This window comes from Arenicella chitinivorans (assembly GCF_014651515.1).
Classification (GTDB): Bacteria; Pseudomonadota; Gammaproteobacteria; order Arenicellales; family Arenicellaceae; genus Arenicella; species Arenicella chitinivorans.
Genome location: NZ_BMXA01000010.1, coordinates 66,148 through 83,529, shown reverse-complemented (window position 1 = coordinate 83,529; position 17,382 = coordinate 66,148). Strand labels below are relative to the sequence as shown.

General features: G+C 49.0%; 19 protein-coding genes. 8 read left to right on the top strand and 11 right to left on the bottom strand.

Annotated features, from left to right (window positions below; all coding sequences use genetic code 11):
- Window positions 1-195: 195 nt before the first annotated feature.
- The 4 genes from IE055_RS17495 to IE055_RS17480 form a co-directional block, all read right to left on the bottom strand.
- Complete coding sequence (locus tag IE055_RS17495; protein ID WP_189402986.1) at window positions 196-510, bottom strand: DUF3658 domain-containing protein; 315 nt, start codon at window positions 508-510, stop codon at window positions 196-198.
- An 86-nt stretch (window positions 511-596) separates the two neighbouring features.
- Window positions 597-1,064: a hypothetical protein gene (locus IE055_RS17490; protein WP_189402985.1), complete on the bottom strand. Its 468-nt coding sequence runs from the start codon at window positions 1,062-1,064 to the stop codon at window positions 597-599.
- A 54-nt stretch (window positions 1,065-1,118) separates the two neighbouring features.
- A complete protein-coding gene (locus IE055_RS17485; protein WP_189402984.1) occupies window positions 1,119-1,397 on the bottom strand; it encodes a hypothetical protein in 279 nt (92 codons plus the stop codon).
- A gap of 422 nt (window positions 1,398-1,819) precedes the next feature.
- Entirely contained in the window at window positions 1,820-2,245 is a 426-nt protein-coding gene (locus tag IE055_RS17480; protein ID WP_189402983.1) for a hypothetical protein, read from the bottom strand.
- Window positions 2,246-2,562: 317 nt separating this feature from the next.
- On the opposite strand from IE055_RS17480, the gene IE055_RS17475 reads away from it, so the two are divergent.
- Both IE055_RS17475 and IE055_RS17470 read left to right on the top strand, forming a co-directional pair.
- On the top strand, window positions 2,563-3,531 hold the full coding sequence (locus tag IE055_RS17475; protein WP_189402982.1) for an integron integrase: 969 nt from the start codon (window positions 2,563-2,565) through the stop codon (window positions 3,529-3,531).
- 3 nt (window positions 3,532-3,534) lie between these two features.
- The gene (locus IE055_RS17470; protein ID WP_189402981.1) at window positions 3,535-6,603 is read left to right on the top strand and encodes an error-prone DNA polymerase; all 3,069 of its coding nucleotides are present in this window, start codon (window positions 3,535-3,537) and stop codon (window positions 6,601-6,603) included.
- A 50-nt stretch (window positions 6,604-6,653) separates the two neighbouring features.
- On the opposite strand, the gene IE055_RS17465 is transcribed toward IE055_RS17470, so the two are convergent.
- Both IE055_RS17465 and IE055_RS17460 read right to left on the bottom strand, forming a co-directional pair.
- Window positions 6,654-7,226 carry a glutathione peroxidase gene (locus IE055_RS17465; protein WP_189402980.1) on the bottom strand — a complete coding sequence of 191 codons (573 nt, stop codon included), beginning with the start codon at window positions 7,224-7,226 and terminating at the stop codon, window positions 6,654-6,656.
- A 63-nt stretch (window positions 7,227-7,289) separates the two neighbouring features.
- Window positions 7,290-8,171, bottom strand: a complete 882-nt coding sequence (locus IE055_RS17460; protein WP_189402979.1) for a LysR family transcriptional regulator — start codon at window positions 8,169-8,171, stop codon at window positions 7,290-7,292.
- 195 nt (window positions 8,172-8,366) lie between these two features.
- Between IE055_RS17460 and leuC the strand changes: the two genes are divergently transcribed.
- The 3 genes from leuC to IE055_RS17445 all read left to right on the top strand — a co-directional run bounded on the left by leuC (window position 8,367) and on the right by IE055_RS17445 (window position 12,134).
- Window positions 8,367-9,773: a 3-isopropylmalate dehydratase large subunit gene (gene leuC / locus IE055_RS17455; RefSeq protein WP_189402978.1), complete on the top strand. Its 1,407-nt coding sequence runs from the start codon at window positions 8,367-8,369 to the stop codon at window positions 9,771-9,773.
- Between the two features lie 10 nt (window positions 9,774-9,783).
- Window positions 9,784-10,398 carry a 3-isopropylmalate dehydratase small subunit gene (gene leuD / locus IE055_RS17450; protein WP_189402977.1) on the top strand — a complete coding sequence of 205 codons (615 nt, stop codon included), beginning with the start codon at window positions 9,784-9,786 and terminating at the stop codon, window positions 10,396-10,398.
- Window positions 10,399-10,562: 164 nt separating this feature from the next.
- Window positions 10,563-12,134 carry a hydroxymethylglutaryl-CoA lyase-like TIM-barrel protein gene (locus IE055_RS17445; RefSeq protein ID WP_229794356.1) on the top strand — a complete coding sequence of 524 codons (1,572 nt, stop codon included), beginning with the start codon at window positions 10,563-10,565 and terminating at the stop codon, window positions 12,132-12,134.
- On the opposite strand, the gene IE055_RS17440 is transcribed toward IE055_RS17445, so the two are convergent.
- A complete protein-coding gene (locus IE055_RS17440) occupies window positions 12,114-12,368 on the bottom strand; it encodes a DUF167 domain-containing protein (RefSeq protein WP_189402976.1) in 255 nt (84 codons plus the stop codon). The genes IE055_RS17445 and IE055_RS17440 overlap by 21 nt on opposite strands.
- A gap of 75 nt (window positions 12,369-12,443) precedes the next feature.
- Here IE055_RS17440 and ybaK point away from each other — a divergent pair, with 75 nt between their 5' ends.
- Both ybaK and IE055_RS17430 read left to right on the top strand, forming a co-directional pair.
- Window positions 12,444-12,908 (top strand): Cys-tRNA(Pro) deacylase, encoded by a 465-nt coding sequence (ybaK, locus tag IE055_RS17435; RefSeq protein ID WP_189402975.1) that lies wholly within the window; start codon window positions 12,444-12,446, stop codon window positions 12,906-12,908.
- A 22-nt stretch (window positions 12,909-12,930) separates the two neighbouring features.
- Window positions 12,931-13,416 carry a GNAT family N-acetyltransferase gene (locus tag IE055_RS17430; RefSeq protein ID WP_229794355.1) on the top strand — a complete coding sequence of 162 codons (486 nt, stop codon included), beginning with the start codon at window positions 12,931-12,933 and terminating at the stop codon, window positions 13,414-13,416.
- A 46-nt stretch (window positions 13,417-13,462) separates the two neighbouring features.
- On the opposite strand, the gene IE055_RS17425 is transcribed toward IE055_RS17430, so the two are convergent.
- From IE055_RS17425 to IE055_RS17415, 3 genes are read right to left on the bottom strand one after another with little or no spacing between them, the layout of a single operon-like run.
- Window positions 13,463-14,059: a nucleotidyltransferase family protein gene (locus IE055_RS17425; protein ID WP_189402973.1), complete on the bottom strand. Its 597-nt coding sequence runs from the start codon at window positions 14,057-14,059 to the stop codon at window positions 13,463-13,465.
- Window positions 14,040-14,927, bottom strand: coding sequence for an XdhC family protein (locus IE055_RS17420; RefSeq protein ID WP_189402972.1), 888 nt, complete (start codon window positions 14,925-14,927; stop codon window positions 14,040-14,042). The genes IE055_RS17425 and IE055_RS17420 overlap by 20 nt, the downstream gene beginning before the upstream one ends.
- Before the next feature lie 34 nt (window positions 14,928-14,961).
- Complete coding sequence (locus IE055_RS17415; protein WP_189402971.1) at window positions 14,962-16,170, bottom strand: glycosyltransferase; 1,209 nt, start codon at window positions 16,168-16,170, stop codon at window positions 14,962-14,964.
- A gap of 307 nt (window positions 16,171-16,477) precedes the next feature.
- Here IE055_RS17415 and IE055_RS17405 point away from each other — a divergent pair, with 307 nt between their 5' ends.
- Complete coding sequence (locus IE055_RS17405; RefSeq protein ID WP_189402969.1) at window positions 16,478-16,690, top strand: hypothetical protein; 213 nt, start codon at window positions 16,478-16,480, stop codon at window positions 16,688-16,690.
- Window positions 16,691-16,714: 24 nt separating this feature from the next.
- Here IE055_RS17405 and IE055_RS17400 read toward each other — a convergent pair whose 3' ends face one another.
- Window positions 16,715-17,380 carry an SOS response-associated peptidase gene (locus IE055_RS17400; protein ID WP_268244553.1) on the bottom strand — a complete coding sequence of 222 codons (666 nt, stop codon included), beginning with the start codon at window positions 17,378-17,380 and terminating at the stop codon, window positions 16,715-16,717.
- Between the last annotated feature and the right edge of the window lie 2 nt (window positions 17,381-17,382).

Below are 17,382 nucleotides of genomic sequence, written 5' to 3'. Positions count from 1 at the left end.
GAGTGCTTTCAGTTCGAATTCAGAAAGACTAGCCCAAAAATACTTTTTATAAAGAAGTGGGGCTTTAAAGTTGGAGTATCTACTATTAACAGCAATCATATATACCTAACGCCTCAAACACGGGCGCGCGTCTTTTACGCGTCCAAGCGAACGTAGTGAGTGATAGTGTTTTGACTTGTTAGGTTTCGATTAGGATTAATGACTTGCAAGACGCACCTCACTAGACCGCATTTTAGTTAAATCACCTTCTCCTTCTAGGAGCTGGTTATCTACCAGTACTTCAACTCTTATTCCAAAGTAGATGTCTGGAACATCAGTTAATAGCTTATTTTCATGAGATAGGCTTAACGATTTTGCTACGAGCATTGCCACTTTTTGATAATTATTTGTAGCAAAAGACATGAGCCAACCATCTATTAATTTAACTTCTGATTCAGATAGCGCTTGAACGATATCAATATCTTCTTGAGATTCAAATCTAGAACTTTGCTCTGGTGCTAAATCAGCCATAGATCTTCAGTAAACCTAACGCCGCAAAAACGGGCGCGGGCAACGCGTCCGAGCCGAAGGCGTGAAGTTTTTTGCCTTGTTAGGTATTAATCTGCTGCACGCCATAAGACCACTTCTCTGTAAGTTGAATGTTCACCTTCAGTTAGTATTATAGATTTTTCGCTTTCATTAAAACCTTTAAAATGAAGGTATGCTTTATTATCAACGCAGCCCCCGAGCATCAAATTCGCCCTTTCATTTTGAAGCCTAATAAGTGTAAATGACAATTTTGACAGTTCAGCAGAGTTTGCCGATATGTCTTTTGCTCTTAAAGTTTTTTTAAACTCACCGCTTTTTTGCGAAAGTAAATTTACTTCTTCATAGAGTAAGGATAACCCTTCTTGAGAGAGAGATTCCACAAGCTCTACTTGATCTCGATAACCGCATTCACCGAAACAACCAGATAAGGATATGATGAATACAAATGAAAGGTAGATGTTTTTCGCCATATACCTAACGCCGCAAGCAACTGCAGCTGTAATGGAGCTTGTTTTTGTGCGAATATTTTCGCGCACAAAAACAAGCGGAGTGTAAGCTGTCAGATTGCCTTGCTTTGTTAAATGCTGAACTCATTTGATAGATCCGCAGTTCCGCAAATATGATATGACCCTAGACAATAACTCGCCGTTTTGTGAGCTTACCTTCAGGCTTCCATCTTCAGCAGGATCAATATCTACTCTTTGAGACAAATCACTGCGTAGAATGATTGTCAATTCACTCCAAGTAGTTGAACTAGGATGATCTGAATTTCCATCTGAATCAATATCAACACCCTTGCCCCATAAGAATTCGGCGATATCATAAAAGGGCGGCATTTCACCAGCCAATTCAACTTTAACTTCTGACATTGCCCGAGTCTCGATTGCTATTTAACGCTAAGCCAAGGGGCGGCGCGAAGCAGCCGTCCCGCGGAGCCAACTTGTTGGCGGAGTGAACTTTGACGCCTTGTTAGGTGGTGTGACTTTTTTGATGATTTGATGCACTTCCTTTTGTCTCCAGAGAACAAAACCATTTCTTTTGTTTACTCAACCAGACTATCAGAATTCGTTTAGTGATAAAAATGCTGTTCGACCAAAACGATATAAATACTTAACTTACAACGATGAATCAGTTTTCTAGACTGCCTCACCTACGGAAACTTGCACCAACAATAAACTTATTATCAACGACTGGTTTAGCTAAATAGACAGGACACACCTAACGCCCTTAAAACGGGCGCGCGTTTTTTGCGCGTCCGAGAGAACGAAGTGAACGTGAGTTTTTGAGCTTGTTAGGTATCATCTGGTTTTGAACTTATTTTCTTTGCTAAAACGATGTCTTGATAGACTTGAACTCTTGAATACCAAAGGCTAAATCCAACTAACATTAATATTAGACCAAGAATCATACCGCCAGTTGTTCGCGCAAAAAACTTTTGGTTTACGAGAGCCAGTTCATTGTTAATTGTAGAAATTCTCAATGAATCTAAGCTTAATGAGTATATTTTTTCCAACTCTTCGTCACTAACTTTTTCTTTATTTTTAATTCTCTCTATTGTCTGATCAATAATAGCTATATCGCCTTTATTAACTGCCATTTTTGTTTCTAACTCATACAGCGTCTGATACCCAAAGGCTAAAATAGAAATTACGATTAAAGTTCCTGAAATAGCTAAAAATTTGTAGAGATTATCCGTCGGAAAACTGGGAATATTCATAGGTAGACCTAACAGCTTAATTCTGTGCATGCGCGTATGCACTGGACAAGGTTTCTACACTTTGCTTTGCAAGTGACTGTTTTTACTAACTTAATGTTCAATACTACTCTCCATTGATTCCGTGTAAATGAGCGTGCTCATATATCATGGTAGCAGTGCGCATTATTCTAGACAACGGATTTGTAAGCTATTGTTTATCAATGTTTTTTTCAATCGAGATAAAAATATGTGCGCGTAAATATTCTTAGATTAGGCTTGTATAAAACGGCATTTTTAAAATATACTGTTTATTTATACAGCATCATGGACGATTAGTAATGAAAACAAAAAGCCCTTTTTTGGGATCTATTCGGAGAGCGATGAGACTTCGTGGTTACAGTATTCGAACGGAGAAGACTTATCTTGTATGGATTGCTTCTTTTATTCGTTTTCATAAATACCGCCACCCTAAAGAAATGGGGGCAGCTGAAGTTGTCGCGTATTTGGACTATTTGGCATCTACGCGGAATGTAAGCGTCAATACTCAAAAAGTAGCTTTAAATGCGCTGAGCTTTCTGTACAACAAGTATTTAGAACAACCATTGGGGGCTTTGGGGTTTAAATATGCTACCAGGCCTCGCCACCTCCCAACGGTGTTATCGGTTGACGAAGTAATGCTGATTATTAACCAGCTAGAAGGAGTCCACCGGCTAGTAGTCGAGTTGATTTATGGGAGCGGCTTAAGGGTTTCCGAGTGCTTAAGATTGCGTATTCAAGATTTGGATTTTCACCGCAACGCTTTAACTGTTCGTAACGGTAAAGGCGGCAAAGACAGAGTAACTATTCTTAGCAATAAGTTGCAAGATGCAGTTCTGGCTCAAATGCGTACTTCATTGTCTATTCAAAAAGAAGACAATTCGCAAAACCTGGGTCCATCATTGCCTGACTCACTGAGCCGCAAGTACCCTAACGCATTCAAAATGCCTGGTTGGATGTTTGTTTTTCCGTCTACAACGATTTCTCACCACCCTGTTAATAAAAAGCTATGCCGTCACCACCTGCACACGTCGGTAATACGCAAGTCGCTAAAGCTGGCAGTGAGTAATACGTCGATCAGTAAACGGGTAAGCTGTCACACATTTCGACATAGTTTTGCCACGCATTTGCTTGAAGCTGGCACCGATATTCGAACCGTGCAGGAGTTACTTGGCCACTCAGATGTGACAACCACACAAATTTACACTCATGTTATTGGCAAGCATTTCGCAGGCACTTTAAGTCCGTACGACCGGCTTAAGGCAGTGTAAACCATGTTCGCCGAACTCCATACCAAGTCGCATTACACGTTCTTGACCGGCGCGTCGAGCCCAGAGGAGCTGGTGTATCAGGCGGCTGAATTAGGTTACTCGGCGATCGCGATTACCGACGAGTGCTCATTTGCAGGACTGGTCAAGGCGTATAAAGCCAGCGAGGAATGCGGCATCAAGCTGATTGTTGGCAGTGAGTTCACAATCACCATTGAACACCAGACTGCGCGCCTAGTATTGCTGGCACCGAGCCGTCGTGCATACAGCGAAATATCTGCTCTGATTACCAAGGGCCGACGCCGTAGCCGCAAGGGGGAATACAATTTATCGATTGATGATCTACGGTTTGGGTTGCGTCATTGTCTGGCCATTTGGTTGCCATCATCGCATGAGTTCGATACGCAGCACGGTCAGCTGCTAGCCCGGTATTTTAAGCAGCGTTTGTGGCTTGGCGTTGAGCTGTTCTGGCAAGGCAATGACCAGCAGCATTACTTGTATTGCGAGCGATTAAGCCAGCAGTGCAAACTCAACATGGTGGCCTGCAACGATGTGCATATGCATCATAAAAAACGCAAGCCACTGCAAGACACACTTACGGCGATTCGCCTGAACACCACGATTCAGGCGCTGGGTAAAGCACGTCAATCAAATGCCGAGCGATACTTAAAACCCCTACCCGTTTTACAGCACCAGTACCCGCCTGCGCTGCTTGAAGAGTCAGTCAAAATTGCTGACCTGTGTCATTTCTCAATGCAGGAACTGCGCTACGAATACCCGCGCGAAGTAGTGCCCGATGGCATGACGCCGAGTGCGCACTTACGCGAACTGACTTATCAGGGCGCTGAACAACGATGGCCAGACGGCATTCCCCAAAAAGCCGCCAAGATCATTGAGTATGAGCTGGGCGTGATTCAGGAGTTGAAATACGAATATTATTTTCTCACTGTGTATGACATTGTTGCTTTTGCTCGCTCGCAAGACATTCTGTGTCAGGGCCGAGGGTCAGCGGCGAACTCGGCGGTGTGTTACTGCTTACACATTACGGAAATCGACCCTGAGACCAATCAGCTTTTGTTTGAACGTTTTATTTCTAAAGAGCGTAACGAGCCGCCCGACATTGACGTGGACTTTGAAAGTCAGCGGCGCGAAGAAGTCATCCAGTATATTTATCAAAAGTACTCCCGCAAACGCACGGCTCTGACCGCCACCGTGATTACTTACCGCCGTAAAAGTGCCATTCGGGATGTTGGCAAAGCGCTGGGGCTGCCACTCAACTTTATTGATGAGCTTAATCGTTCGATGGCCTGGTGGGATAAAATTGATGTGTTGATGGAGCGCATGCGAGATCAAAAAATGACCTTCGACAGTTCGTTGAGCATGCAGTTTTTTAAGCTCGCGAAACAGATCATCGGCACGCCACGCCACTTGTCGCAACATGTTGGCGGCTTCTTGATCACGCACAGCCCAACCAGCACATTGGTGCCGATCGAAAACGCCGCCATGCCGGATCGCACCATCATTCAGTGGGACAAGTACGACATTGAAATTCTCGGCCTGCTTAAAGTAGACGTACTTGGCTTAGGAATGCTGAGCGCCATTCGCCGCGCCATGGCGATGATCCAGCGCTATGAACCAGCCATCAGTAAAGTGCAAGACATTCCCAAAGAAGACGCACGCGTGTACGACATGCTGTGCGCTGGTGACAGTGTTGGTGTGTTTCAGGTTGAGTCGCGCGCGCAAATGTCGATGTTGCCACGTTTAAAACCACGCAGCTTTTATGACCTAGTGATTGAAGTGGCCATTGTACGACCCGGCCCCATTCAGGGCGACATGGTGCATCCGTATTTAAAACGCCGCAATGGTGAAGAAGCCGTGACTTACCCTTCTCCCGAAATCAAACAGGTTTTAGAGCGCACGTTGGGGATTCCGATTTTTCAGGAACAAGTGATTCAACTTACCATGGTGGCTGCCGGATTCAGTGGTGGTGAGGCCGATCATCTGCGGCGCGCAATGGCGAGCTGGGGTAAAAATGGCAATCTCGCGCAGTTTAAAGATAAGCTGATTGATGGCATGTTGCGGCGCGGCCACAGCCACGAATTCGCAGACCGTTTATTCAAACAGATTCAGGGCTTTGGGAGTTATGGGTTTCCAGAATCCCATTCGGCTAGCTTTGCGCTGTTGGTGTATGTTTCTGCGTGGCTAAAGTGCTATCACCCGGCCGCCTTCTATGCTGGCATTCTGAACAGCCAGCCGATGGGATTTTACTCGCCCTCGCAATTGGTGCAGGATGCCCGTCGGCATAATGTACAGGTGCTTCCAGTTTGTATTAACCACAGCGACTGGGATCACACACTGGAGCATTATGCTGCCGACTCGCCCGCGTTACGTTTGGGCTTGCGCTTAGTTAAAGGTGTCTCGGAGATCTCAGCAAGCAAGCTGGTAGCGGCGCGTCGACAACGTCCGTTCATCGGCATGGATGACGTCAAACAGCGCCAGCTTTTACAGCAAGACGAGCTGACTAAACTGGTGAATGCCAACGCCTTTCACCAGTTCGAAGGCAATCGACGCCGAGCGTATTGGCAATCGCTGCAACTGGACGATGGATTACACACCCAGCAACAACACAAGGCAAGTTTTATTCGGCCACTGCAGCCAGTGGAAGAACTATTGTCTGACTACCGGCACGCGCGAGGCGTTTCTTTGTCGCATCACCCAATGCAGTTATTACGCCACCAAGCGCCTTTCAACCGCTGTATCTCGGCCGATCAACTTCTAACACGACGCAATAACAGCATGATCGAAATTGCTGGCGTGGTGACCGGGCGACAACGCCCTGGCACCGCCAGCGGCGTAATTTTTATGACATTGGAAGATGAAACCGGCAATATCAATGTGGTTCTGTGGAAAGGAATCCAGGAGCGCTTTCGGCAACAGATACTCACCGGTCGCATTCTCTACATTAAAGGCACCTTAGAACATCAGCATGGCGTTGCCAATGTGGTGGCGGGTTACATCGAGCAGCTCGACCATACCCTGCCCGAGCTTAAAACCGCATCGCGCAATTTTCATTAAGCCGCATTGCTGCAGTTCATACCGAACTGTACGCCTGACGCAGAACTTGATTAATCTGATGCGTTTAACACAGAGTCAATGGCGTCGAGCAATTCTGGTGCACCGGGTTTTGTACGCGAACCAAAATGCGTGACGCTTTGACCATTGGCCGAAACCAAATATTTGTTAAAGTTCCAACTTGGCTGCTGACCGGTTTTTTGCGCAAGTAAGGCAAACACGGCATTCGCCTCTTTGCCCGTGACCACGCTGGGTTCCAGCATGGTAAAGGTCACACCATAGTTCACATAGCAAACATCGGCAACTTTGTCGGTATCGGTGTACTCTTGTTTAAAGTCGTTGGAGGGAAAACCAATAATCGCCAAACGGTCGCCGAAACGTTTGTGTAAGGCCTCTAGCCCTTTAAACTGCCCAGTAAACCCACATTGACTGGCAGTATTCACAATCAGCATTGGCTTACCTGCGAATTTTGCGCAAAAATCAATCTCGGTTTTAGACCGCAGCTTCATGGCGCGATACGTCTGCAAGTCATGACAGGCAACGGCTTCTTGAGCTTGTGCGTCAACCGTTTGGTAAAATAGACTGAGTAGCAAACACATGCTAGCCAGACTTATGAATCGAAACATAGGGCACCTTACAAAATTTAGGTTCTTGTGGCGTACCTAAGGGTATGTTGCGACACGTCGTGATTATGTTAACACTGGTTCCGCCTGCTCAAACACCAAGTCACGTAATGCGTTCGCGGCATTCGACAAACTCCGTTTAGCATGCACGACAAGACCGAGGTCACGCGAGAGATTTACGCCAATATTCAGGCGCTGTAAACTGTCGCTATGCATGGTGATAGGCAACACAGACCATCCTAAGCCCGCTTCCGCCAGCATACGTAAAGTTTCTAAATTATTCGTTTCCATTTGCACGGAGAGACTTAAGTCATGTTCGTGAAACTGTCGACGCACGATTTTGTGTGTTTCGGTATCCTCACTCGGCAGCACGCAAGAATGCGTAGCCAGTTCCGCTAATGTGATTTTGTCAGATCTGGCTAGCGGATGGTCTAAGCCGACAACTATTTGCAATGGGTCGTGCCAGATCAATTGTTTGCTCAATTGATCTGGCAGTTCGCTCGGCAGCGTAATAATCGCAAACTCAATATCACCTTGCTGCACCGCGTGGAATGCTTTATCGGAATCCTCGAACAGAATATCCAGATGCACATTGGGGTAACGTTGGTGAAACTGTTTTAAGATTGGCGGCATACGATGCAAGCCGATGTGGTGCGCAATGGCAATCGCTAGGTTGCCACTGATCTCATCACTAAGCGTGGACGCAAACCGTTGCATGTCGTCAGCCTGACTCACCAGCTCCTGCGCTCTGGGCAATAACTGCTTACCGGCTTCGGTTAAACTGATCTGTCGTGCGATCCGATTAAACAGCTGAGTTCCTAACTCTTCCTCTAAGGCCGAGACACGTTTACTCACTGCCGGTTGAGTAACAAACAAGGATTCCGAGGCTTTGGAAAACGAGGCATATCGCGCCACGGCAATAAAGGCTTGCAAGGAAAAAATATCCATCGAAGGTGACCTCATTATGGATTCCATTTTGGAATCGATATTATAATAACAATGAATTTGTATTATCAATGAGCTTTGCTATATTTACCCGCATACAGGCGCGCCACGCGCCTCCTCTTCGGTGGTTATTCACGCTGACCACTTGTTTTTTCGAGACATTGCGCGCAAGCGCGAGACACAAATTCGAGGTATGTCATGGCAAAGACCATGTATGAAAAAATCTGGGACGCACACCTGGTTCACGAAGAACCCGGTCAGGCCCCGCTGATGTATGTTGACCGTCACTTGATGCATGAGGTGACTTCGCCGCAAGCATTCGAGGGCTTGAAGATGGCAGGCCGCCCCATTCGCAATCCACACAGTATTTTGGCGACATTGGATCACTGCGTGCCCACCAAACTGTCAGACCGCATCAATTTGCCGGATCCGATCGGTGCCAAGCAGGTTCAAACCATGATGAATAACTGTCAAGAACATGGTCTGACGCTGTACGACATGGAGAGCGAAAACAACGGCATTATTCACGTTGTGGTGCCCGAGCACGGATTTGTGCACCCAGGCATGACCACCGTCTGTGGTGACTCGCACACCGCCACGCACGGCGCGTTTGGCGCGTTGGCATTTGGTATTGGCACCTCTGAAGTTGAGCACGTGATGGCAACGCAATGTTTGCCACAGTCCAAGTCCAAAACCATGTTAGTGAAAGTGGATGGCCAGTTGTCAAAGTTCAGTACCGCCAAAGACATCGCGCTGGCCATCATCGGCAAAATCGGCACCGCTGGTGGTAATGGGTATGTCATCGAATACGCTGGCGAAGCCATCGAGGCGCTGTCGATGCAAGGCCGCATGACGCTCTGTAACATGGCGATTGAGTCTGGCGCTCGCGCCGGTCTGGTCGCACCAGATCAAAAAACCTATGACTTTCTGGAAGGCAAAGAATTCGCACCGAAAGGTGAGAAATGGGCACAGGCGCTGGCTTACTGGAAGTCATTGCCAAGCGACGCTGGTGCAGAATATGACCACGTGGTGACCTTGCGTGCTGAAGAGATCGCACCGCAAGTGACCTGGGGCACCTCACCAGAACAGGTTGTGCCAGTGGACAAAACGGTACCAGCTCCCGGTGATTTTGAGCAGGAAGGCAAGCAGATTGCGTGTCAAAGCGCACTCGAGTATATGGGCTTGCAAGCGGGCACCAAAATGACCGACATCTCGGTTGACTTCGTATTCTTGGGTTCCTGCACCAATTCACGCATCGAGGATTTTCGTGCTGCCGCAGAAGTCGCCAAGGGCACCAAAGTACCGGCGAATGTTACGGCGATTGCAGTGCCTGGTTCGTACCTCGTAAAAGCGCAGGCAGAACAAGAAGGTCTGGACAAGATTTTCACTGACGCTGGCTGGGAGTGGCGCGAGCCGGGCTGCTCAATGTGCTTGGCGATGAATGGTGATCAACTAAAACCAGGCGAACGCTGCGCATCCACATCAAACCGCAACTTTGAAGGTCGCCAGGGCAAAGGGGGTCGTACCCATCTGGTATCCCCTGCCATGGCTGCGGCCACGGCTGCCGCCGGTCGATTCGTCGATATCCGCGAACTGGAACAATAGGAGCACGATCATGGAAAAATACACTAAGCACACCAGCGTTGCCGCCTTGATGAATCGCAGCAATGTCGACACCGACCAAATCATCGCCAAGCAGTTCTTGAAGAAAGTTGAACGCACTGGCTTTGGAATTCATCTGTTCCACGACTGGCGCTACCTTGAGGACGGCACACTGAATCCGGATTTTGAGTTGAACAATCCAAAGTTTAAAGACGCACGCATTTTGGTCGCCGGCGATAACTTTGGTTGCGGGTCTTCACGCGAGCACGCACCTTGGGCAATTGACGACTATGGTTTCAACACCATTATCTCAACCAGTTTTGCCGATATCTTTTACAACAACTGTTTCAAGAACGGGATTCTGCCAATCGTAGTCGATGCACCAACACTAAAAGCGCTGATGAGCGAGATTCGAGAGAATGAGGGCGTTTCTTTCACTGTGGATCTTGAGAATCAATCGGTCAGCACGCCAGGTGGTATTGAGGTTAAATTTGACATCGACGGTTTTCGTAAACACAACCTGCTCGCAGGTCTGGATGACATTGGGTTGACCTTGAAGCACACCGATAAAATCGATCAGTACGAAGAACAACACAAGCAGAAGTTCCCTTGGTTGTGGGCTAGTTAACGCCAACGCTTTGGCACTGTCAAAAAAGGGCTGCGCATGCTGCCCTTTTTTGCGTTCTACCAGCCCGGAGTAACGAGGCTCGAGCACCAAGGCAATTGCGCGAAACCCTTTTATTTCCAAGTCAAAACTCGATATAGTCGAGAGCTTAACTGTTGAGTACCTGCATGTCACACAAGCCCAAAATCACCTTAATGGACACCACACTTCGCGATGGCGAACAAACCCAAGGCGTGTCATTTGCTCCTGGCGAGAAAGTCAGTATCGCTCAGGCCTTGCTTGGCCGATTGAAGGTGGATCGTATTGAAGTAGCTTCCGCTGGTGTTTCGCAAGGCGAACAAGAGGCTGTTAAGAAGATAAATCAATGGGCCTCACAGCACGGGTACTTGGACCGGGTCGAGGTGCTTGGCTTCGTGGATCACACACGCAGTGTCGACTGGATTACCAGCACTGGTGGCAAAGTCATCAACCTGTTAACCAAAGGCAGTGAAAAGCACTGCCGCATGCAACTGCGCCAGTCGCCTGAGCAGCATATCGAGAATATTCATAAAACCATCGACTACGCGCTGGAGCAAGGGGTTCAGGTCAATGTCTACCTGGAAGACTGGTCGAATGGCTATCAGGATTCACCGGAGTATGTGTATAACCTGATCACCGCACTTCACGAGCGCGAAATCGGACATTTTATGTTGCCGGACACTTTGGGTGTAATGTCACCTCAGGAAGTCAGCATCGCGATCAACGATATGGTGACGCGCTTCCCGGATCTAGCATTCGATTTTCATCCGCATAACGATTACGGCCTCGCCACCGCCAATGTGATGGCAGCGGTTGCTGCAGGCATCAGGTCAATTCATTGCACTATAAACTGCTTGGGCGAGCGTGCAGGCAATGCCTCGCTGGCAGAAGTCGCGGTCGTGTTACGCGACAAAATGCAGATCGAGCTGAGTATTGACGAAGAGCACATAGTCGATGTGAGTCAAATGGTGGAAAGTTTCTCTGGCAAATTCGTGGCTTGCAATGCGCCCATTCTAGGGTCTGATGTGTTCACACAAACTGCCGGCATTCATGCCGACGGCGATAAAAAAGGCGGGCTTTATGTGACTAATTTGACGCCGGAACGCTTCGCTCGCAAACGCACCTACGCACTCGGTAAACTCGCCGGTAAAGCGTCGCTCGAACAAAACCTTGATGAAATGGGTATCTCGCTGAGTGAGGAAGACCAGCAGAAAGTACTGGCAAAAGTGATTCAGCTCGGCGATTCAAAACAAGTTATCACACCTGAAGACCTGCCGTTCATCATCGCCGATGTGCTGGGTAGCAACGACGCCGCACGCGTGGTGCTTATTGACTGCACGACCTTTGGTCGCTTGAACGGAGATTCAACCGTGGAACTCACGGTGGCAATCGATGGCACTCAGCAATCTGCCAAGGGCGAAGGCAACGGTGCCTACGATGCGTTTGTTCACGCCTTGGATGAAATTCTGGAAAACTATGCCGAGTTGCAACGGCCGCGCCTGATTGATTACCAGGTACACATCCCCAAAGGGGGTAAGACCAATGCCTTGACCGAAGCGTCAATCACTTGGGAGCTGGATACAGGTCGCAAGATGACGACACGTGGCGTGCATTCGAATCAGGTAGTGGCCGCCATGTATGCCACACTAAAAGCGATTAATTCGAATGTGAGTGATCTGGGGCAATTTACCGCATTTGAATCAAGCACGATAGGCGCGTAAGCGCTCTGGGTTGAGTCCTTGCGCGCGAATGATTTTTAAATTACTGGTGTGTCCAGACTCAATTTGCACTGCGTGTTTTGGCAACCTCCACTCTTTGGCTAAGAATCGGATGATTTCCTTATTGGCTTTGCCTTTTTCTGGTGCTGCAGCGATCCTGAGTTTCAAATATTCGCCGACAAAACCGACCACTTCGGTTTGAGCCGCATTGGCGATCACTTTAATCGATATTCGCATTCTATTAGTATAGCGATAAACCGGTCGAGCGACCGCGACATTCAACGCACACATACCAACCCATCGAACACGCACGTGACCCCAGCCATCGACCTTGCCAACAATAATAACATCGACCATCAGGTGCACAGTTATGAACACGATGCATCGGCCGCATCGTATGGGGAAGAAGCCGCAATAGAGTTAGGCATTGACCCATCACAAGTTTTCAAAACTCTGGTGGTCGAGACGAATGCAGGTGAGTTACTGGTCGCAGTGGTACCAGTTTCACACCAGTTGAATCTCAAGTCGTTGGCCAAAGCGGCTAAGGCCAAGCGCTGTGATATGGCCGATAAATCAAAGGTACAACGCACCACTGGTTACATCTTAGGTGGCGTTAGCCCGCTCGGGCAAAAAAAACTATTGCGCACATTCATCGATGTGTCTGCACAAAGCTATGCGACAATCTTCGTCAGTGCTGGTCGTCGCGGACTGGAAATCGAACTTAGCCCAGCCGACCTTGCGTCCTTAACCAACGCGCACTTCACTCGCTTAACCTAACAATACGATCATGGAGAACCCTGTGTCTCATCTTACCATTCGCCCAGCCGAACCCAGTGATATTTCACAGATCTTAAAATTCGTGCATGAGCTGGCTGTTTACGAAAAGGAACCAAACGCAGTCGAGGCAACGGAGTCGGATATGCATGCCGCCTTATTTGGAAAACACGCCAACGTGTTTGGACTCATCGCTGAGCTGGACGCGCAGCCTGTTGGTTTTGCGGTGTATTTTTTCAATTTTTCAACTTGGCTTGGACGCAATGGCATTTACCTGGAAGACCTCTATGTCCGACCAGAGACTCGGGGACTTGGGGTTGGCAAAGCCCTGCTTCAGGAACTCGCAAAGATTGCGGTGGCGCGAGGCTGTGGTCGTGTGGAATGGAGCGTGCTTAACTGGAACGAACCAGCAATTCAGTTTTATCGTTCGATTGGTGCGGTACCACAAGATGAATGGACGGTATATCGCCTGACCGGGAATGCGCTGCAGCAGTTCGCCGCCGGTAGTTAGTCCTGAGTCACCTCTAAAATAGAGTACTCAGGCAGTCAAAACGTGACTAGCGCTTGCTACGATTTATCAGATCAGCGGGCGTGTCGACATCACGCAGAATACCTTGATCCCCAGTCGCGATGCGCCTTACCCGTGCATCGGGTGATTGTAATATCACTTTCCCGCCGTGATCGCCGGTTAACGCCTTCAGCTGGGGCGCAAACTGTGCGCCAAACAGTACAGGGTTGCCATCCTGATGCTGATAGCTCGGCACCACGATCCGCTCTGGGTGCGCATGGGCAAGGAGTTGTTGCACAGTTGACTCTGACACCCAGGGCATATCACCAAGCGCTATCAGCCAGCCGGTGGAACTCGATGTTTGACTTACGCCTTGGACAATACTTTGGCTCATGCCCTGCTCCGCAGCCGGATTATCGATCACGTGCACACCGGTTTGGATGACGATCTCACGTAATGCGTCGTCGTGACTGGCAATCACCACCGAGGGCCGCTCAAACACGGCTTGGTAACGGCGAATGGTGTGCACAATCATTGGCTCGCCCGAGGGCGACAAGCGATGTCTTAGCTTGGGACCACCAAAACGCTGTGAGCGCCCGGCTGCCAAAATTAAACACTCGATTGATTTATTCTTTGGATGCTGCATTCATCTGTGCAATGACTTCAGCCAGAATCGACACCGCGATCTGTTCTGGCGTAGTCGCGCCGATAGCCAAGCCGACCGGCCCGTTGATTTTGGCGCTCAATGACTCGTCGATTCCGTGAGCAGTCAGCTTTGCAAGACGCTCCCGATGGGTGCGGCGGCTGCCGAGCGCACCAAGGTAAAACGCTTTACTGTGCACGGTTTGCGCAAGAATCGGTACTTCTAAATCATGCTCGTGGAACAACGAAACCACGGCTGTAAATGGGTCGATGTTACTCAACAAATCGGCAGCACGCCCAAAGGACTCCACAATTATATCGTGTTCGCCTAGCAGGTTCTGAGTAGCGTCATTCTGAGCACAACAAATGACATCAAACCCGGACGCCAGCGCCAAACGCGTTAACCCAAGCATAATGGGCCCCTGACCAAATAACATGACACGAGGTGTGGGGAGGTAGTGTTTCGTTATCCGTTCAATAGAACGCGTGACTGGAAGCCTGCGCTCAAGGCTGGCCAAATCCATACGCAATTCGTCCAACGCCAACTGACAATCGAAGTACACATCAATACCAGAGCCACAGGGCAACTGAATATCAAAAAACGGTGAGTCTAGCCCATAGCGATGCACCTGATTCTGTCCACTGTGCAACACCAGCAACGCCTGATCCGCAATCGCTCGCTCGGCGCAACCACCAGTCAGTTGGCCATAGAAATGACCATCTGGACGAATTAGCATCTGCGTGCCAACTGGGTACGGAGCATTACCTTCAATATGCACCAGCGTTGCCAGAACTGCTTGGCCAACTTGCTCTAGCGTCTGCACGGTTTGCGTGAGTAGCTCCCGTGGAGATGGTGTGCGGTTTACTAACATAAGCGCTTCAACATCAACGTTGTCGCCGTGGTGATTATTCCGGCAATTTCTCCGCAATCAGATCGTGTATACGTTGTAATGATTCATGGTTTTGATATTTCAACGCGACACGCGATGTATTAGCCCAAACTTGATCATTGGTGGTGGCTTTTTCAATTAATTGGTCCAGATTCAACTTGTCGGCCTTGGCGGGTCCAGGAAAACCTAGTTTCCGCCGCGCGACGCGGTACGCCAACACCGTATTTTCATGCGTATCGGGCAACAGAATACAAGGTGTACCCGCCAGCAGAACGTCGTACAAGACGTTGTGCTCACAGTTCGTAATGACCACACGGCACTGCTCCGTGACCTTCTTTAAGTTAACCGGTTCACGTTGTAGTCTAATATTAGGGATGTTGGTTCGCGCGATCAGCTTTTCTGACGCGTCAGGGATTACCATCAGCGTTGGTGCACCACGTTTGGCTAGCTGATTCACAACCGCCTCAAGATGTGGTGACTCGGTACTCATTTGGACAAATACTTTGTCGCCTTCCAGCGCAGGCCATTTCGGGTCCGGTGCTTGATGCTTATCAGACCAACGCACGACGTACTTCGCATCGCGTTTTCCGTAGTGATCGATTTCAGCTAACGAAGTAACCCAGTGATCAGCATGAGAAAATAATTCCTGTGCTGATTTAAAAGAAACGTTGTTAAAGTTGAGCGCTTTGACGGCCGCATTGACTTCAACCAGCAATGGCTCATCCTCGGCGTGTAACAGCGCGTCCGCCTCGTCCTTTTTCATGGTGTTTGCGGTCCATGGCACCAAGCTCGGTAACGGCGCCTTCTTCGGTGGAACGGTATACCCCATACCCATCATGACACAGGGAATCATCAGCAATTTGGCGGCCAAAGTCGCAGTTGGTGCTGCATCGGTCATCACCAGATCCGCATCACTGATGGCAAAAAGATGCAGCCAGCCACGCACTGCAGGTACCAGATTCTCTCTGTTCGCAAACCCTTTTGATAACAGTATCGAGGCGTGGTTAACCAACCGCCGCTGCCGGGCTTTATCGGAGACAAGGATCTGCGGCGCCTGAAAAACCGGTACCTTGTCGAATGCGTCAGTGCGGTGTGCCAATCCGAGATCATTGCACACCAATCTGACAGAATGACCTTTCGAGCGAAGTTCGGTCGCACAACTTGCTAACCGCAACAACGCGCGAGGGCCATGTTCCATTTCCGAACAAAGAACCACATTTGCCATAGAGAATCTCTCGCTAAGTTATCATGCCCGCAACTTGTGGACGGGACTCAGTTCGTTGATCGCAAGCATGCAAACGGCCAATACTTACGTTAGTGCAGCTAATGATATCCTGTTTAGCAACTTTACGCATCATGCTGAAAATCCAAGAAAAAAGTCGACCATTCGGATAAATCACCCGCTTGGGTGATGCACGCGGCAATGGAACTCGCCATAATGGGTACCGTGAGTACCGAACTCATACTCACACGCAGTTCGATCACCGCGCCAGCCTATTGAGTGTGGCGCGAGTACTAACAAGGAGCAACCGATGAAAAAACGTAAATTTTCCGGGGCCGGCACCGGCTTAAATAAAAAGCAACGAAGTACTCTGGAACTCTGGCAGGAGCATATGGCTGCGTTGGCACGCGCCAGCAATCCAAATCAACAGGATACTCAGACTGATATAAAACCGAACCAGGTGTTGTCTGAAGCAACCTACGCCACGATTGCCACCATCGAGCCACAGCCAACGTCTTACTAGATTGACACGTCATCAAGCGGTGAACTAGTCTGCCTTTTTACTCATTGGTTTCAGGTCGATCGGGGTACACAAATCGGCGTCGTTATTGCGCGGATTGCCAACCGCTTTTGCAACCGGCCAGTAAACAATACTAGGTGCGTCCACCATATGCAAAAAGCGCTGCGCGACTGTGTCATCTTCCAGCCAGCGGCGCGCGGAGGCTGGATTCAACAAAACCGGCATGCGTGGATGGATTGCGGACAGTGCACCCATCGCAGGCTTGGTCAGCATGGTGCAGGACAGTTTTTCTTGCCACGGCTCGTACAGTCCTGCTGCGACCAATCCACCAACGTTTCGATCGGTTAGATAGAACGGTTGTTTGCCATCATCGGTTTGCTTCCACTCATAATACCCGGCCATGGGAATGACACAGCGCCGTTTCTTTGCCCAAGCGGAGCGGAACGTCGGTTTTTCACTGACAGTTTCAAGACGTGCATTAAAGGTGGCAAAATTAGAAGTGAACTCTTTAGCCCAAGAGGGGATCATACCCCACCGCATCACCTGCCCCTGCCATAGATCACCTTGCAGAGTAAACGCCGCGATATCCGCGCTCGGTGCCACATTGTAAGACAGCGGCACGTCGGGCCATTCCGCTAACATAGTCGACCAACCTAACATTTTCGGTAAATGATTGTTGAATCGACCACACATCG

What these genes read in the sequence shown, in the direction of transcription:
- IE055_RS17415 (WP_189402971.1), bottom strand. Translation starts at nt 16,170, where the DNA reads ATGGCAAATGTGGTTCTTTGTTCGGAAATGGAACATGGCCCTCGCGCG.
- IE055_RS17420 (WP_189402972.1), bottom strand. Translation starts at nt 14,927, where the DNA reads ATGTTAGTAAACCGCACACCATCTCCACGGGAGCTACTCACGCAAACC.
- IE055_RS17465 (WP_189402980.1), bottom strand. Translation starts at nt 7,226, where the DNA reads ATGTTTCGATTCATAAGTCTGGCTAGCATGTGTTTGCTACTCAGTCTA.
- IE055_RS17440 (WP_189402976.1), bottom strand. Translation starts at nt 12,368, where the DNA reads ATGCGAATATCGATTAAAGTGATCGCCAATGCGGCTCAAACCGAAGTG.
- IE055_RS17460 (WP_189402979.1), bottom strand. Translation starts at nt 8,171, where the DNA reads ATGGATATTTTTTCCTTGCAAGCCTTTATTGCCGTGGCGCGATATGCC.
- IE055_RS17470 (WP_189402981.1), top strand. Translation starts at nt 3,535, where the DNA reads ATGTTCGCCGAACTCCATACCAAGTCGCATTACACGTTCTTGACCGGC.
- IE055_RS17425 (WP_189402973.1), bottom strand. Translation starts at nt 14,059, where the DNA reads ATGCAGCATCCAAAGAATAAATCAATCGAGTGTTTAATTTTGGCAGCC.
- IE055_RS17480 (WP_189402983.1), bottom strand. Translation starts at nt 2,245, where the DNA reads ATGAATATTCCCAGTTTTCCGACGGATAATCTCTACAAATTTTTAGCT.
- IE055_RS17475 (WP_189402982.1), top strand. Translation starts at nt 2,563, where the DNA reads ATGAAAACAAAAAGCCCTTTTTTGGGATCTATTCGGAGAGCGATGAGA.
- IE055_RS17445 (WP_229794356.1), top strand. Translation starts at nt 10,563, where the DNA reads ATGTCACACAAGCCCAAAATCACCTTAATGGACACCACACTTCGCGAT.
- IE055_RS17405 (WP_189402969.1), top strand. Translation starts at nt 16,478, where the DNA reads ATGAAAAAACGTAAATTTTCCGGGGCCGGCACCGGCTTAAATAAAAAG.
- leuD (WP_189402977.1), top strand. Translation starts at nt 9,784, where the DNA reads ATGGAAAAATACACTAAGCACACCAGCGTTGCCGCCTTGATGAATCGC.
- IE055_RS17495 (WP_189402986.1), bottom strand. Translation starts at nt 510, where the DNA reads ATGGCTGATTTAGCACCAGAGCAAAGTTCTAGATTTGAATCTCAAGAA.
- IE055_RS17400 (WP_268244553.1), bottom strand. Translation starts at nt 17,380, where the DNA reads ATGTGTGGTCGATTCAACAATCATTTACCGAAAATGTTAGGTTGGTCG.
- IE055_RS17485 (WP_189402984.1), bottom strand. Translation starts at nt 1,397, where the DNA reads ATGTCAGAAGTTAAAGTTGAATTGGCTGGTGAAATGCCGCCCTTTTAT.
- leuC (WP_189402978.1), top strand. Translation starts at nt 8,367, where the DNA reads ATGGCAAAGACCATGTATGAAAAAATCTGGGACGCACACCTGGTTCAC.